The organism is Comamonas kerstersii (genome assembly GCF_002056725.1).
GTDB classification, from domain to species: Bacteria; Pseudomonadota; Gammaproteobacteria; order Burkholderiales; family Burkholderiaceae_C; genus Comamonas; species Comamonas kerstersii.
On sequence record NZ_CP020121.1, the window covers coordinates 2342505 to 2357746 of the forward strand.

General features: G+C 60.0%; 16 protein-coding genes. 6 read left to right on the top strand and 10 right to left on the bottom strand.

Features of this window, described 5'->3' with window-relative positions:
• Positions 1 to 82: 82 nt before the first annotated feature.
• The 6 genes from B5M06_RS10925 (at position 83) to B5M06_RS10950 (ending at position 6258) form a co-directional block, all read left to right on the top strand.
• Positions 83 to 1069: a malate dehydrogenase gene (locus tag B5M06_RS10925; RefSeq protein WP_054066663.1), complete on the top strand. Its 987-nt coding sequence runs from the start codon at positions 83 to 85 to the stop codon at positions 1067 to 1069.
• Between the two features lie 194 nt (positions 1070 to 1263).
• A complete protein-coding gene (locus B5M06_RS10930; RefSeq protein ID WP_054066664.1) occupies positions 1264 to 2262 on the top strand; it encodes an HpcH/HpaI aldolase/citrate lyase family protein in 999 nt (332 codons plus the stop codon).
• A 51-nt stretch (positions 2263 to 2313) separates the two neighbouring features.
• The gene (locus tag B5M06_RS10935) at positions 2314 to 2910 is read left to right on the top strand and encodes a hypothetical protein (protein ID WP_054066665.1); all 597 of its coding nucleotides are present in this window, start codon (positions 2314 to 2316) and stop codon (positions 2908 to 2910) included.
• Positions 2911 to 2975: 65 nt separating this feature from the next.
• Positions 2976 to 5561 (top strand): bifunctional aconitate hydratase 2/2-methylisocitrate dehydratase, encoded by a 2586-nt coding sequence (acnB, locus tag B5M06_RS10940; RefSeq protein ID WP_054066666.1) that lies wholly within the window; start codon positions 2976 to 2978, stop codon positions 5559 to 5561.
• Positions 5562 to 5725: 164 nt separating this feature from the next.
• Positions 5726 to 5908 carry a hypothetical protein gene (locus B5M06_RS10945; RefSeq protein WP_054066667.1) on the top strand — a complete coding sequence of 61 codons (183 nt, stop codon included), beginning with the start codon at positions 5726 to 5728 and terminating at the stop codon, positions 5906 to 5908.
• A complete protein-coding gene (locus B5M06_RS10950) occupies positions 5908 to 6258 on the top strand; it encodes a hypothetical protein (protein ID WP_054066668.1) in 351 nt (116 codons plus the stop codon). Before B5M06_RS10945 ends, B5M06_RS10950 begins: the two co-directional genes overlap by 1 nt.
• Before the next feature lie 113 nt (positions 6259 to 6371).
• Here the strand turns inward: B5M06_RS10950 and B5M06_RS10955 are convergent, their stop codons facing one another.
• The 10 genes from B5M06_RS10955 to ribBA all read right to left on the bottom strand — a co-directional run bounded on the left by B5M06_RS10955 (position 6372) and on the right by ribBA (position 15169).
• The gene (locus B5M06_RS10955; protein WP_054066669.1) at positions 6372 to 7259 is read right to left on the bottom strand and encodes a plasmid replication/partition related protein; all 888 of its coding nucleotides are present in this window, start codon (positions 7257 to 7259) and stop codon (positions 6372 to 6374) included.
• Positions 7260 to 7427: 168 nt separating this feature from the next.
• The gene (trhP, locus tag B5M06_RS10960; protein ID WP_420809969.1) at positions 7428 to 8804 is read right to left on the bottom strand and encodes a prephenate-dependent tRNA uridine(34) hydroxylase TrhP; all 1377 of its coding nucleotides are present in this window, start codon (positions 8802 to 8804) and stop codon (positions 7428 to 7430) included.
• 185 nt (positions 8805 to 8989) lie between these two features.
• Positions 8990 to 10153 (bottom strand): cell envelope integrity protein TolA, encoded by a 1164-nt coding sequence (tolA, locus tag B5M06_RS10965; protein ID WP_054066670.1) that lies wholly within the window; start codon positions 10151 to 10153, stop codon positions 8990 to 8992.
• Between the two features lie 28 nt (positions 10154 to 10181).
• Positions 10182 to 10607 carry an ExbD/TolR family protein gene (locus B5M06_RS10970; RefSeq protein ID WP_054066671.1) on the bottom strand — a complete coding sequence of 142 codons (426 nt, stop codon included), beginning with the start codon at positions 10605 to 10607 and terminating at the stop codon, positions 10182 to 10184.
• 16 nt (positions 10608 to 10623) lie between these two features.
• Positions 10624 to 11334 carry a protein TolQ gene (tolQ, locus tag B5M06_RS10975; RefSeq protein ID WP_054066672.1) on the bottom strand — a complete coding sequence of 237 codons (711 nt, stop codon included), beginning with the start codon at positions 11332 to 11334 and terminating at the stop codon, positions 10624 to 10626.
• Positions 11331 to 11744, bottom strand: coding sequence for a tol-pal system-associated acyl-CoA thioesterase (gene ybgC / locus B5M06_RS10980; protein ID WP_054066673.1), 414 nt, complete (start codon positions 11742 to 11744; stop codon positions 11331 to 11333). Before ybgC ends, tolQ begins: the two co-directional genes overlap by 4 nt.
• An 11-nt stretch (positions 11745 to 11755) precedes the next feature.
• Complete coding sequence (locus B5M06_RS10985) at positions 11756 to 12940, bottom strand: pyridoxal phosphate-dependent aminotransferase (protein WP_054066674.1); 1185 nt, start codon at positions 12938 to 12940, stop codon at positions 11756 to 11758.
• A 98-nt stretch (positions 12941 to 13038) separates the two neighbouring features.
• Complete coding sequence (gene nusB / locus B5M06_RS10990; RefSeq protein WP_054066675.1) at positions 13039 to 13575, bottom strand: transcription antitermination factor NusB; 537 nt, start codon at positions 13573 to 13575, stop codon at positions 13039 to 13041.
• Positions 13572 to 14042, bottom strand: a complete 471-nt coding sequence (ribH, locus tag B5M06_RS10995; RefSeq protein ID WP_054066676.1) for a 6,7-dimethyl-8-ribityllumazine synthase — start codon at positions 14040 to 14042, stop codon at positions 13572 to 13574. The genes nusB and ribH overlap by 4 nt, the downstream gene beginning before the upstream one ends.
• A gap of 5 nt (positions 14043 to 14047) precedes the next feature.
• The gene (gene ribBA / locus B5M06_RS11000) at positions 14048 to 15169 is read right to left on the bottom strand and encodes a bifunctional 3,4-dihydroxy-2-butanone-4-phosphate synthase/GTP cyclohydrolase II (RefSeq protein ID WP_054066677.1); all 1122 of its coding nucleotides are present in this window, start codon (positions 15167 to 15169) and stop codon (positions 14048 to 14050) included.
• Positions 15170 to 15242 lie beyond the last annotated feature (73 nt).

Below are 15242 nucleotides of genomic sequence, written 5' to 3' on the forward strand. Positions count from 1 at the left end.
ACGGAGCACAGGCCGCTGGTTGCACAGGCTGGGGCAGCAGTGCACCGACAACTATTTATTTCCGAAATCTGGAGTTTTCACCATGAGCAAGAAGCCCGTTCGTGTTGCCGTTACTGGCGCCGCAGGTCAAATCGGTTACGCCCTGTTGTTCCGTATCGCATCCGGCGAAATGTTGGGCAAGGATCAGCCCGTTATTTTGCAGCTGCTCGAAATTCCTGACGAGAAGGCTCAGAACGCGCTCAAGGGCGTGATCATGGAGCTGGAAGACTGCGCATTCCCTCTGCTGGCTGGCATCGAAGCTCACTCCGACCCCATGCAAGCCTTCAAGGACACCGACTACGCGCTGCTGGTTGGTGCTCGTCCTCGTGGCCCCGGCATGGAACGTGCCGACCTGCTGGCTGCTAACGCACAGATCTTTACCGCTCAAGGCAAGGCGCTGAACGCAGTGGCCTCGCGCAACGTGAAGGTGCTGGTGGTGGGTAACCCTGCCAACACCAATGCCTACATCGCCATGAAGTCGGCACCTGATCTGCCTGCCAAGAACTTCACCGCCATGCTGCGTCTGGACCACAACCGCGCTGCTTCCCAGCTGGCTACCAAGGGTGGTTTCAAGGTGGGCGACATCAAGAAGCTGACCGTGTGGGGCAACCACTCGCCGTCCATGTACGCCGACTACCGTTTCGCCACCGTTGATGGCAAGTCTGTGAAAGACATCATCAATGATCAGGAATGGAACGCCAACGTGTTCCTGCCTACCGTGGGCAAGCGTGGCGCAGCCATCATCAACGCACGTGGTCTGTCGTCGGCTGCTTCGGCTGCCAACGCTGCCATCGACCACATGCGCGATTGGGCCCTGGGCTCCAATGGTGAGTGGGTGACGATGGGTGTGCCCTCCACTGGCGCATACGGCATCCCCGAAGGCATCGTATTCGGCTTCCCTGTGATCACCGAAAACGGCGAATACAAGATCGTCGAAGGTCTGGAAATCGATGCCTTCTCGCAAGAGTGCATCAACAAGACCCTGGCCGAACTCGAAGGCGAGCGCGACGGCGTGAAGCACCTGCTGTAAGGCGGTGACTTCCCACGAATCTTGATGGATTCATCCCCTGCAGTGCGGTATACGCGTTGCAGGGGCTCTCTTTCCTGGAGAGGTCTTTTGCGCAACATGCAGGCGTGCTGGTTGAGCAAAAGATGTTTTACAGATGGCTGTATGGAGTGATCCGGATCAGCCTTTTCTGAGTGCTCTGTTCACTCCTGCCATTCATGCGTACAGCCAGCCATCCCCGCGAGATCCTGTTGGGCGCCCAAGCAGCAGCCCATATGCTGCCTGTCTGCGACCATTACAGCGGCGTGGAAGTGCGCATGCGCAAGAGCCTGGAGCTGCAGGCGCAGATGCTGCAGGAGTTTGGCACCTGCGTGTTTGATGTGACGCTGGACTGTGAAGACGGCGCAGCCGTTGGCCAGGAGAAAGCCCATGCTCTGCTGGTTGCGCAGCTGGCCAAGGACGTCCAAGACGGCTGTCGCGTCGCAGCACGCGTGCATGCCGTAGATCACTCCGCATTTGCCGAAGACATTGCCACCATTGTGGGCGAAGCAGGCCACAAGCTTTGCCACATCATGCTGCCCAAGGTGGAGTCGGTCGATGACATCGTGCGTGCGCAGCACGCTCTGGAGCGTGCCGGTGGTGCACATATTCCGCTGCATGCGCTGATTGAGTCGCCCGCAGCCGTGCACCGTGCGTTTGAGATTGCCGCGCATCCCAGTGTGCAAAGCCTGTCTTTCGGGCTGATGGATTTTGTCTCTGCCCACGGTGGTGCCATTCCGGGATCAGCTATGGGGGGGCAGGGGCAGTTTCAGCACCCGCTGGTGGTGCGAGCCAAGCTGGAAATTGCAGCAGCCTGTCATGCCCATGGCAAAGTGCCTTCGCACTGTGTGGTCACTGAATTCAAGGATGCAACGGCCTTGCAGGCGGCCGCGACCCGGGCCAGCCGTGAGCTGGGCTACACCAGGATGTGGAGCATTCACCCGGCACAGATTCGTCCTATCCTCGCAGCGTTTGCGCCTGCGGTGCAGGAAGTGCAGGAAGCGGCGGAGATTTTGCTGGCGGCTGAGCAGCAGGCCTGGGCGCCCATCAGTTGGCAAGGCGTGCTGCATGACCGGGCAAGTTACCGTTATTACTGGCATTTGCTGGAACGTGCGCAGCGCACTGGCATTGCACTGCCTGCAGAAGCGCGACAATGGCTGGATGGGAGCACGGTCTGAAGTGCCGTGTTTGTTATTGACAAGTTAATTGGAATATCCGCTGGAGTTCGCATGAAACAACTGATTGCCTCCGTACTGCTCATCGCTCCTGCTCTGGCTTGGGTGGGTGCAGCTCAGGCTTCTACCGCCAAGCCTGCTGCAAGTGCTAGCAAGGCTGCGACAGCCCAGAAGAAGACTGCTGCAGTCAAGAAGACAACGGTCAGAAAGACCTCGGCACCGCGCAAGGCAGCAGCAGCTGCAGCTGTGGGTGGAGCAGGCGCTGGGGTCGCAGTTGCGGCGCTGGCACCGCGAGCGCTCAATGCAGAGGAGATGAAGCTGGCTGACCGTGTCTATACAGGCCGTATCAACTGCGAACTCGGCAAGCATGTGAACGTGACGCGGGATGAGAAGAACCCCGGTCACTTCTTTGTCAGCGGACAAGGCTTCAGCTACCACATGTTGCCAGTTGGGACCAGCACCGGCGTTGTGCGTCTGGAAGACCAGCGTGCTGGTGCCACGTGGCTACAGATTGCGAACAAGTCCATGCTGATGAACCAGAAACAGGGCAAGCGCATGGCCGATGAATGCATGAGTCCTGAGCAGCTGCAAGTTGCTGAAGCCATCAAGAAAAACCCGCCGCAAAGTCTGCTGGAGGCTCCCAAGAAGTAATTCCGAGGAGCTCAGACATTAGAAAAAGCAGCCCCCACTCTTAGAAAACCAATGGAGAGAGAACCATGTTGAAAGCCTACCGTGACCATGTAGCCGAGCGTGCTGCACTGGGCATTCCCCCGCTGCCCCTCGATGCCAAGCAAACCGCTGAGCTGATCGAGCTGATCAAGAACCCTCCTGCAGGTGAAGAAGCATTCCTGCTGGACTTGCTGACCCATCGCGTTCCTCCAGGGGTAGACGATGCAGCCAAGGTCAAGGCTTCGTTCCTGGCGGCCGTGGCCCACGGTGACATTCAGGTGGGTCTGATCTCCAAGACCAAGGCTACCGAGCTGCTCGGCACCATGGTTGGTGGCTACAACGTGCACCCCCTGATCGAGCTGCTGGACAACGCTGAAGTGGCTGACGTGGCTGCTGAAGGTCTGAAGAAGACCCTGCTGATGTTTGACTTCTTCAACGACGTGGCAGCCAAGGCCAAGGCCGGCAATGCCAAGGCCAAGGAAGTGGTGCAAAGCTGGGCCGATGCCGAGTGGTTCACTTCCCGCCCCAAGGTGGCAGAGAAGATCACTGTGACCGTGTTCAAGGTGCCTGGTGAGACCAACACCGACGACCTGTCGCCCGCACCTGATGCCTGGAGCCGCCCAGACATCCCGCTGCACTATCTGGCCATGCTCAAGAACACCCGTCCTGACGCGGCGTTCAAGCCCGAGGAAGACGGCAAGCGCGGTCCCATCCAGTTCATCGAAGACCTGAAGAAAAAGGGCCACACCGTTGCCTACGTGGGCGATGTGGTCGGCACCGGTTCGTCGCGCAAGTCGGCTACCAACTCCGTGATCTGGGCCACGGGCCAGGACATTCCCTATGTGCCCAACAAGCGCTTCGGTGGTGTGACGCTGGGCGGCAAGATCGCTCCCATCTTCTTCAACACGCAGGAAGACTCCGGCTCGCTGCCGATCGAGGTCGATGTGTCGAAGATGGAAATGGGTGATGTCATCGACATCTACCCCTACGACGGCAAGATCGAGAAGAACGGCGAAGTCATCGCCAACTTCCAGCTCAAGAGCGAAGTACTGCTGGACGAAGTGCAGGCCGGTGGCCGTATCAACCTGATCATCGGCCGTTCGCTGACTGCCAAGGCACGTGAGTTCCTGGGTCTGCCTGCTTCGACCGTGTTCCGTCTGCCCAAGGCGCCTGCTGAATCCAAGGCTGGCTTCACCCTGGCACAGAAGATGGTTGGTCGCGCAGTCGGTCTGCCAGAAGGTCAGGGCGTGCGTCCCGGCACTTACTGCGAGCCTCGCATGACCACTGTGGGTTCTCAGGACACCACAGGCCCCATGACCCGTGACGAGCTGAAGGACCTGGCCTGCCTGGGCTTCTCGGCCGATCTGGTGATGCAGTCCTTCTGCCACACAGCCGCTTACCCCAAGCCTGTAGACGTGAAGACCCACCGCGAACTGCCTGCCTTCATCTCCAGCCGTGGTGGCGTGTCCCTGCGTCCTGGTGACGGTGTGATCCACAGTTGGCTCAACCGTCTGCTGCTGCCTGACACCGTGGGTACAGGTGGCGACTCGCACACCCGCTTCCCCATCGGTATCTCCTTCCCCGCAGGCTCCGGTCTGGTGGCGTTTGCTGCGGCAACCGGTGTGATGCCTCTGGACATGCCTGAGTCCGTGCTGGTGCGCTTCAAGGGCAAGCTGCAGCCTGGCGTGACCCTGCGTGACCTGGTGCATGCCATTCCTCTGTACGCCATCAAGGCAGGTCTGCTGACCGTGGCCAAGGCTGGCAAGAAGAACATCTTCTCGGGCCGTATTCTGGAAATTGAAGGTCTGCCCGACCTGAAGGTGGAGCAGGCGTTCGAGCTGTCTGACGCATCGGCTGAGCGCTCGGCTGCTGGCTGCACGATCAAGCTGGACAAGGAACCCGTCATCGAGTACCTGAAGTCCAACGTGGTGCTGATGAAGAACATGATTGCCGAAGGCTACCAAGATGCCAAGACCCTGCAGCGCCGCATCGAGAAGGTGGAAGCATGGCTGGCCAAGCCCGAACTGCTGGAAGCCGACAAGGACGCCGAATACGCTGCCGTGATCGAGATCGACATGAACGAGATCACCGAGCCTATCGTCTGCTGCCCTAACGACCCTGACGACGCCAAGTTCCTGTCCGAAGTGGCTGGCACCAAGATCGATGAATCTTTCATCGGCTCCTGCATGACCAACATCGGTCACTTCCGCGCTGCAGCCAAGCTGCTGGGCGGCCAGCGTGACATTCCTGTGAAGCTGTGGGTGGCTCCTCCCACCAAGATGGACCAGAACGAGCTGATCAAGGAAGGCCACTACGCGGCATTCGGCACAGCCGGTGCGCGTACCGAAATGCCCGGCTGCTCGCTGTGCATGGGTAACCAGGCACAGGTGCGTGAAGGCGCGACCGTGATCTCCACCTCGACCCGCAACTTCCCCAACCGTCTGGGCAAGAACACCAACGTGTTCCTGGGCTCTGCCGAGCTGGCGGCGATTGCTTCGCGTCTGGGCTACCTGCCTTCCAAGGAAGAGTATCTGAAGGAAATGGGCGTGATCGATGCCGACAAGGCATCCGTGTACCGCTACATGAACTTCGACCAGATCGACGAGTACGCCGAAGTGGCGGCCAAGGTCTAAGCCCCGCAAGGCATAGACCGCAATGACAGAACCCGCCAGATGGCGGGTTTTGTTTTGATGGCGGTCTGAAACATCATGCTGCTTTCAAAAAAAAGAGCTGTTTGCGCTGGTGCAACGTAAGCGTCCAGGCATCCCACCTTGATCCAGCCAAGTCTGGGAAGCCTATGCGCACCAGCCGCAACGGGGTACATCTGCGCCCTGAGGTGTACGCCAAGATCATTCACTTGGAGGAAGAGGGCATTGTGCTGGTGCCTGTCGGGCTGGAACTGCCGGTGTACACAGGCAACCGCTACCAGCGCAAGCCGGGTGAACAGTTGACGCAAATCAGTCTCTGGCCCGAGCATTAATGCCTGAACACCAGACACACCAGGGCTGCATGCTGCACCCGCTACCCAACCATCCACATTTCAACAAGGAGCTACATCATGAAAAAATCATCGCAGTCGCATTGCTGCCCCTGTTTCTGGCCGCATGCGGCAAATCGCTGGATGGTACGTACCAGGATTCCACAGGCATGGCCTCTCTGACCTTCAAGGGCGATACGGTCGACTACATGGGCATGTTTGATCTGGACTACACGGTCGAAGATGGCAAGGTCAAGATCGAAGGCATGAATGGCGAAACAGCGCTGGTGCTCAAGATCAAGGACGACAACACCTTGGTCATGCCCATGGTGGGGGAGCTGAAAAAGCGCTGATGGCGTGAACCAGCAAGCCGCACAGGCATGCGCCCCATGCCTGTAGCATGCCAGTAGAAAAAAAGCCGCGACCTGCACAGACTGCAGTCGCGGCTTTCTTGCTTTCTGGTTTTTTAAGCCTGCTCTGCCAGCAGCTCCTGCAGGGTCTTGACCTGCAGACGCAGGCGCTCGTTTTCGGCTTCCAGCTCGGCCACACGGGCCTGCAGGGCTTCTACGGATGGAACAGGTGCTGCATCGGCTTCGGCGCTGGATTCGGCAGCTTCAGGCTGTTTTTCGGTGCGGGCTTTTTTCTTGGCTTCGCGCACGCGCTTGGCGGCCTGTTTGAGGCCATCCACACCTTCGGCGGCGACGGCTTGCTGCTCTTCCACGGGCAGTGATGCCACCACGGCCGCGGCGTTGAGCGACAGCTCTCCGGCCTTGACGGCCTCCACCACCTCCGGCGCAGCTTTTTGCTGGATGGTTTCAATCATCTTCACCTGTCCCGCAGACAGGCGTGCGGCACGGGCCAGGGCCTCGCGGGTGTCCAGCGCCTCGTCAGGGACCTTGGGCACATTGGCCAGGGCCTTGGCGACGACGGGGTCGGTTTCTCCTTCCCAGGGCGCTTCGGCAGCGGCTGCTTCACCGGCCTCGGCCTTGGCGGCCTGCACGGCGGCAGCAGCCTGTGCGCGGCGCTCGGCAATGATTTCGCGCTTGCGCAGGGCCAGCACGCCGCGCTGGAAGTCAGACAGTGAGCGGCGGCCCAGGTGCTGGTCGATCATCCACAGATGGATGTCTTCCATGCTCTGAAAGCGCGTGTTCTGCATGGTCTTGAATGGCAGACCGTGCTTTTGGCAGATGCTGTAGCGGTTGTGGCCATCAACCAAAATATTGCCCCACAGCACCAGTGCGTCGCGGCAGCCTTCGTCCAGGATGCTGCGCTCCAGCGCTTCGTACTCGTCAGGGGTCAGTGGGTCGATATAGGCCTTGAGCTCAGGCAGAACAACGATTTCTTCAGTACTCATGGAACTCCAATCAATGCAGGCAGCGCACTGTAACCGTGTGCCTGCAAAAGTCAAAAGGCACCATGAGGTGCCTTTCAAAAAGTGAAGCGTCTAGCGCTTGTATAGCTTGAGTTTCAAATGGATTTAAATCTCAAGTTCTGATAAATCAAGCGCTGGCAGCTATGGTTTTTAAGCGTTCTGAGGTTGCAGCAGACGTGCGATCAGCGCGCCTTCCACAGGGCCTTCCACGGGAATGCGCACGCGCACGGGGTTGCCGGGGGCAACTTGCACAGGTTCGCCTTCCAGATTGAACATCTGCTCCAGCTTGACGGTGCGGTTGCCTGTGGGGTGGATGATTTCAATCATGTCACCCACGGCAAAGCGGTTCATGGTTTCGATTTCGGCCAGACCGTTCTCGTAACCACGCACCTGGCCCACAAAGTGGCTGCGCTGCAGCACGGAGGTGCCGGTTTCGTAGTTCTGGTAGTCGTTGGCAGGGCGACGTTCCAGCAGACCGCCGGTGTAGCCACGGTTGGCCAGACCTTCCAGCTCGGTGATGAGGTGGGGGTTGAAGGGGCGGCCAGCCACGGCGTCGTCAATCGCGCGGCGGTAGACCTGGGCGGTACGGGCCACGTAGTACAGGCTCTTGGTGCGGCCTTCGATCTTGAGCGAATCCACACCAATCTTGGCCAGGCGCTCTACGTGTTCCACGGCGCGCAGGTCCTTGGAGTTCATGATGTAGGTGCCGTGCTCATCTTCCATGATGGGCATCATCTCGCCAGGGCGGCCCTTTTCTTCCAGCAGGTAGATGGCGTCGGCCTTGGGGTGGCGCTTCTGGTCACCGCAGGTGCTGGTGAACTGGTTGTCCAGGTCGTTCTTGGCTTCTTCAAAGTTGAAGCCCTTGTCCATGGCCACGCCCAGCGCTTCGCCGGTGTTGGGGTCTACTTGCGCATCGTGCGTCTTGTACTCCCAGCGGCAGGCGTTGGTGCAGGTGCCCTGGTTGGGGTCACGGCGGTTGAAGTAGCCCGACAGCAGGCAGCGGCCCGAGTAGGCAATGCACAGCGCGCCGTGTACGAACACTTCCAGCTCCATGTCTGGGCATTCCTGGCGGATCTTTTCGATCTCGTCCAGCGACAGCTCGCGCGAGAGGATGATGCGCTCCACGCCCATCTTCTGCCAGAACTTGACGGTGGCGTAGTTGGTGGTGTTGGCCTGCACCGAGAGGTGAATCACGGTCTCGGGCCACTTTTCCTTGACCATCATGATCAGGCCGGGGTCGGCCATGATCAGCGCGTCGGGCTTCATCTCGATGATGGGCTCGATGTCGCGCAGGTAGGTGCGGATCTTGTCGTTGTGGGCAATGACGTTGGACGTCAGGAAAAACTTCTTGCCACGCTGGTGGGCTTCTTGGATGCCCTGTGCAATCTGCTCCATGCGGAACTCGTTGTTGCGGGCACGCAGGGAGTAGCGGGGCTGGCCGGCATAGACAGCGTCGGCGCCAAAGTCATAGGCGGCGCGCATCTTGTCGAGCGAGCCGGCGGGAAGCAGCAGTTCGGGGGCTTTCATAGGGGAGGTATTTTCCTTGATTGGCGTCAGTTCGTCACGGCGTGAGGAACAAGCACCCGATGGCATCGTGGGACAGTGCTGAAGCTATATATAAAAGAGCTGCTTGCGCTTAAAACATAAGGACTTCAGATAGATATCTATCTGAAGTCCTTATAGATCAAGCGCTGGCAGCTATCAAAGTGTGATCAATCCTGCGGCCTGAAACCAAAGGTGAACTCCGCGGGCACTTTGCCGTTGGTGTCCTTGGGCAGGGTTTCGGTCTTGTGCAGGGCACGGACCACGGCGTCATCCCAGGCCTTGTTGCCGCTGGACTTGACCAGCTGCACGCTGGTGATGGTGCCATCGGGCGCGGCACGTACGCGCACTTCTGCGCGTGGGTTGCCGCTGGTGATGTCGGGGTAGACGATGTTGGGCTTGACCTTGGCTGCCACGCGTGCGCCATAGCCTGCAGAGTGGCCGACCGTGCCACCACCTGTGCCCTTGCCGCCGTTGGGGCCGCTGCTCTTTTCGGCAGAGCCGCTGCCGCCTGAGCCCGCAAGACCGGCCATGGCACGCAGGTTCTCCTGGCGAATACGCTCCAGTTCCTTGGCTGCCTTGGCATCCTTGGCGGCCTGCTCTTTCTTGCGCTTTTCTTCAGCCGCTTTTCTGGCAGCTTCCTGCTTGGCTTTTTCGGCCTTTTCTTTTTCCGCTTTTTCGCGAGCAGCCTTGTCCTTGGCGGCTTTTTCCTTGGCCGCCTTTTCTTTCTCAGCCTGCTCGCGTTTGGCTTTCTCTAAGCGTTCTTTTTCCAGGCGCTCCTTTTCCAGGCGCTCTTGCTTGGCCTTCTCGGCTTTTTCGCGCTCGAGCTTTTCGCGGCGCTCCTGCTCTGCCTTTTCAGCCTTTTCCTTTTTGAGCTTGGCTTTTTCGGCCTTTTCACGCTCGGCCTTTTCCTTGGCCTTCTGGGCTTCCAGTTCGCGCTGTTTTTCCTCGGCTTCCTTTTTCTTGCGCTCCTGCAGTGCAATTTCTGCATCGCGCTGGGCCTGCAGCTCCTGCTGCGAAGGCTTGGGCGGCGCAGGTGGCGGCGGCGGTGGCAGCGGTATGGGTTCCGGCGCTGGCTCGGGTTCGGGCTCTGGGGCTGGCTCGGGCTCTGGCTGTGGTGCGGGCACAGGCACAGCGCGCGGCGCTGCCTGGACAAAGGTGTCAGACCACAGCTCTGCCTCTATGGCTGCGGGCTCCACGGCTTCAGGGGGAGAGACTTTCCACACCAGGGCGCCGACCAGCACGGCGTGTGCCAGCAGGGCCAGCACCCAGCTGCGCAGACGCCGGTTGTCGCGAGGAGGTGCAAAAGGATCGTGTTCGAGGCGAGAGGACATGGATGGGTCAGACAATCACATCAAGCGCTTACTGGGGCGAGGACTTCACGCCCAGCGCGACGCGTACATCAGCCGCCTGCAGCTGTGCCATGGCCTGCACCACGTTTTCGTAGGGCAGGGTCTTGTCTGCCAGGATCTGGATGGCGCTGTGCTCGGCATCGCTGCCTTTCCAGGAGCTGGCCACAGCCTGCAGTTCGTCCAGGCTGATGGCCTGCTCGGTGTTCTGGGTCTTGAAGATGACGCTGCCGTCCTTGTTCAGCAGCACGTAGGCGATGTTCTTGGCGGCCGGTTTGGACGACTTGCCTGCCGTGGGCACATCAATATTGCCCGGCGTGAGCATGGGCGCTGTCACCATGAAGATGATGAGCAGCACCAGCATCACGTCGATGAAGGGCACCATATTGATTTCGTTGACGGTGCGGCGGCCGCGGCCTCGGGAACTCACTGCAGGCATGCTTTGCTCCTGTTGCTCAATAGCCGGAAGCGGTGGCGCTGGCAGCGGGTGCGCCGACATTGCGCTGCAGGATATTGGTGAACTCTTCCATGAAGGTTTCCTGGCTGGAGGCAATGCGGTCAATGGTGTTGGCGTAGCGGTTGTAGGCGGCTACGGCAGGGATGGCGGCAAACAGGCCCATGGCGGTGGCGACCAGTGCCTCGGCAATACCGGGGGCGACGGTGGCCAGGGTGATCTGCTCCATGCTGGCAAAGCCGGTGAAAGCGTGCATCACGCCCCACACGGTACCAAACAGACCGATGTAGGGGGTGATGGAGCCGACGGTGCCCAGGAAGGACAGGCCGGATTCGATCACGTCCATCTCACGCTGAAAGCTTGCGCGCATGGCGCGGCGTGTGCCGTCCATCAGCATGGCGCTGTTGCTGATATGGCGCTCGCGCAGTTTTTTGTATTCGCGCATGCCGCTGGCAAAAATGCGCTCCATGGGGCCACCCGTCTTGGCGTTCTGGGTGGCGCTGCTGTAGAGGTCGTTGAGGCTGCTGCCAGACCAGAAGTCCTGCTCAAAGTCTTCGTTGAGCTGGCGCACGCGCTTGAGCATCTGCGCCTTGCGGAAGATGGTCGCCCAGCTGGCAACAGAGGCGGCGACCAGAATCAACATCACCAGTTGAACCACCCAGCTGGCCTGCATGATGAGGCTGAGGATGGACATGTCTTGGGCTGCGTTCATGAGAGTGTTTCCAGGATGGATTTCGGTATACGGGCAGGGCGCATGGTGGTGGAGTCCACCCAGCCGATGCGAATGCTGCCTTCACATAACAGTTGGGGTGCCTGATCGGATGACACTGGCTTCAAAAAAGCCTGCTGGGCAATCGTCATGGAGGCGCGGCCTGCAGACTCCAGCACGGCGGTGACTTCCATCACATCATCCAGCCGCGCAGGCTGGAGGTAGTTGATCTCTGCATGCGTCACCACAAACATGCCGCCCACTTCGTCACGCAGCTTCTGCTGCTCTACGCCCAGGTTGCGCAGCCATTCGGTACGCGCACGCTCAAAAAACTTGAGGTAGTTGGCGTAGAAGACGATGCCGCCTGCGTCAGTGTCCTCCCAGTACACGCGAATGGGAAAGGTGAAAGCCATCAAAGTTCCCCTTATTTGAAGAGCTGCTGCATGCGGCGCACGGCTTCCTGCAGCTGTTCCATGGAGTTGGCTGTGGAAAAGCGCACATAGCGCGCCGTGTCTGCCGTACCAAAGTCGCGGCCGGGCGTGATGGCCAGGTGGGCTTTTTCCATCAGGGCGTAGGCAAACTCCCAGCTGTCCTTGACGCCGAGCTTCTCGCACAGCGGTGTGCAGTCGGCCCAGGCGTAGAACGCGCCATCGGGCATGACATCAATGCCAAAGCCCAGTTCCTTGAGCGCTGGCAGGAAGTAGTCGCGGCGGGCCTTGAATTCGGCGCGGCGTGCTTCAAAGGTGGCAATGCTCTCGGGAGTAAAGCAGGCCAGGGCCGCGTGCTGTGAGATGGTTGAGGCGCAGATGAACAGGTTTTGCGCCATGCGCTCGACCACGGGCACCATGGCCTCGGGCACCACCATCCAGCCCAGACGCCAGCCCGTCATATTGAAGTACTTGCTGAAGCTGTTGATGGAGATGATGTCATCGCTGATGGCCAGCGCACTGTGGCCAAAGGCTTCTTCGTAGGACAGGCCCAGATAGATTTCGTCGACGATGGTGATGCCGCCCTTGGCCTTGACTACTTCATGAATGCGGCGCAGCTCGGCCGGATCAATCGAGGTGCCGGTGGGGTTGGAGGGCGAAGCCAGCAGCACGCCACGGGTTTGCTCGCCCCAATGCGCGGCGACTTGCTCTGCACTCAACTGGTAGCGTTCTGCAGCGCCGGTAGGAATCAGCTTGGCTGTGCCTTCTGCAGCGCTCACAAAGTGACGGTTGCAGGGGTAGCTGGGGTCGGGCATGAGGATTTCGTCTCCCGGCTCGATCAGTGCCAGGCAGGCCAGCTGCAGCGCCGCAGATGCGCCAGCCGTAATCACGATGCGCTGTGCAGGCACATCCACGCCAAAGCGGCTTTGGTACCAAGCGCTGATGGCTTCGCGCAGCGCTTCCAGCCCCAGGGCATTGGTGTATTGCGTGCTGCCTTGCGCAATGCAGACACTGGCGGCCTGCTGCACTTGTGCTGGCGCGGTGAAGTCAGGCTCGCCAATGTTCAGAAAGATCATGGGCTCGGGGCCGTTGGCCACTTCCTTGGCCAGCTGCTGGGCCGCCTTGGCCACTTCCATCACATAAAAGGGTTCAATCTTGTCGGCGCGCGTAGAAAACTTCATGGGCAGGCAAAGCGCAAAGCGCTGTCACGTAGGGGTCTGAAAAGCAAGAAAAAAGGCAGCGGCCCGTGGAGCACGCTGCCTTTTGCAAGGAGCCATTATTAGGCGCTTTTGCCGGCCTTGTCGGCTTTGACCTCGTCGGGTCGCAGCTCAGGGGCCAGGGCATTGAGTACGCCGTTGACGTATTTGTGGCCGTCAGTGCCGCCAAATTCCTTGGCCAGTTCAATGACTTCGTTGAGCACCACGCGCCATGGCACGTCCATGCAGTGCATCAGCTCATAAGTGCCAATCCACATGCAGGCATGTTCGATGGGCGAGAGTTCGCTCAGCTGGCGGTCCAGCTTGGGAGCGATCAGCGCGTTCAGATCGTTCTCGGTGGTGATGCAGCCGTGCAGCAGTGCGTCGTAGTGCGCAGCATCACACTTGTGAAAGCCCGCCAGATCACGCGTGAACATGTCGATGGAGGCGGGGCTGTTCTTGCCGACCAGATGCTGGTAGAGGCCTTGCAGCGCGAATTCACGCGAGCGGGTGCGTGCCGATTTGGAAGCGGCTTTGCGCACGCCGGTGCTGGTCAGGCCCGTACGTTTTTGGCGGGGTGGGCGGCTGTTGCCAGCCGGTGTGGTGTGTTCGTCGCTCATGCTTGTTTCAGTTTTTGGAGCAGGCTAGCCATTTCAACGGCTACGCGTGCTGCATCCAGACCCTTTTCGGTCTGGCGTGCAATGGCCTGCTCGAGGTTTTCGGTGGTGATGATGGCGTTCGCAATCGGCAGCTTGTAGTCCAGGCTGACGCGGGTCACACCCGCTCCCGATTCGTTGGCCACCAGCTCAAAGTGGTATGTCTCCCCACGGATGATGCAGCCGATCGCCACCAGTGCATCGTAGCCGCCGCGCTCTGCCATGGCCTGTAGGGCAACAGGCACTTCCAGTGCGCCAGACACCATGACATGGTCAATAGCTTCAGCCTTCACGCCCAGTGTCAGCAATTCCTGGTGGCAAGCATTGGCCAGGGTATTGGTAATGCTTTCGTTCCAGCGGGCCTGGACCATGCCAATGCGCAGTCCCTGACCGTTGAGTTGTTGGGCCGTGCCTTTTTCTGCGTGCAGCATGTCTCTTATTCCTTTGTGATGTAGCCAGTAATTTCCAGGCCGTAACCGGCCATGCTGGGCATGCGGCGTGGGCGGCCCAGCAGTTGCATCTTGTGTACACCGCACTCGCGCAGAATCTGCGCGCCAATGCCGTAGGTGCGCAGGTCCATGCGGCCGCGCTCCGGGGCCTGTGCCGCACGTGCTTTGCCTTCGAACTGCGCCAGCAGCTGCTCGGCGCTTTCGCCACAGTTGAGCAGTACCGCGACGCCCTGACCGCGGGCGCTGATGTATTCCAGGCTGTTATCCAGGCCCCAGGAGTGCATGGAGCGGCCGACTTCCAGCGCGTCCAGCACCGACAGGGGTTCGTGCACACGCACGGCCACGTCGGTGTTGGCATCCCAGCTGCCCTTGACCAGTGCCATGTGCACGGAGTGGCTGGGTTTGTCCTGGAAGATGTGGGCGGTGAATTCGCCCCAGTGGGTATTCAGGGTGCGCGACCCTACTTTTTCCAGCAGCGACTCGGTGCGGCTGCGGTACTGGATCAGGTCGGCAATGGTGCCGATCTTCAGGCCGTGCTCGGCAGCAAACAGCTGCAGATCAGGCAGGCGGGCCATGGTGCCGTCGTCTTTCATGACCTCGCAGATCACGGCAGAAGGCGTGCAGCCAGCCAGTGCGGACAGATCGCAACCTGCTTCGGTGTGGCCTGCGCGGATCAGCACGCCGCCATCGACAGCCTGCAGCGGGAAGACGTGGCCGGGCTGTACCAGATCGGTGGGTTTGGCGTCTTTGGCGACGGCCGTCTTGATGGTGTGGGCGCGGTCGGCAGCAGAAATGCCGGTAGTCACGCCTTCTGCGGCTTCGATCGATACGGTGAAGGCGGTGCTGTAGACGGTGCCGTTGCGCGCTGCCATGGGAGGCAGCTTCAGATATTCACAGCGTTCGCGGGTCAGCGTCAGGCAGATCAGACCGCGGCCATACTTGGCCATGAAATTGATGGCTTCAGCGGAGACGTGGTCGGACGCCAGTACCAGATCCCCTTCGTTTTCACGATCTTCTTCATCCACCAAAATGACCATGCGGCCAGCGCGGATGTCCGCAACGATGTCTTCCACCGGCGAGATGGGCGCGGGAGTGAGGGGGGCGTTCATGGTGTTGTTCCTTGGATAACCTGTCTCGGTAGCCGGCTGCACGGCCTTGGTACGGGCGGACAGCCCTGCATGC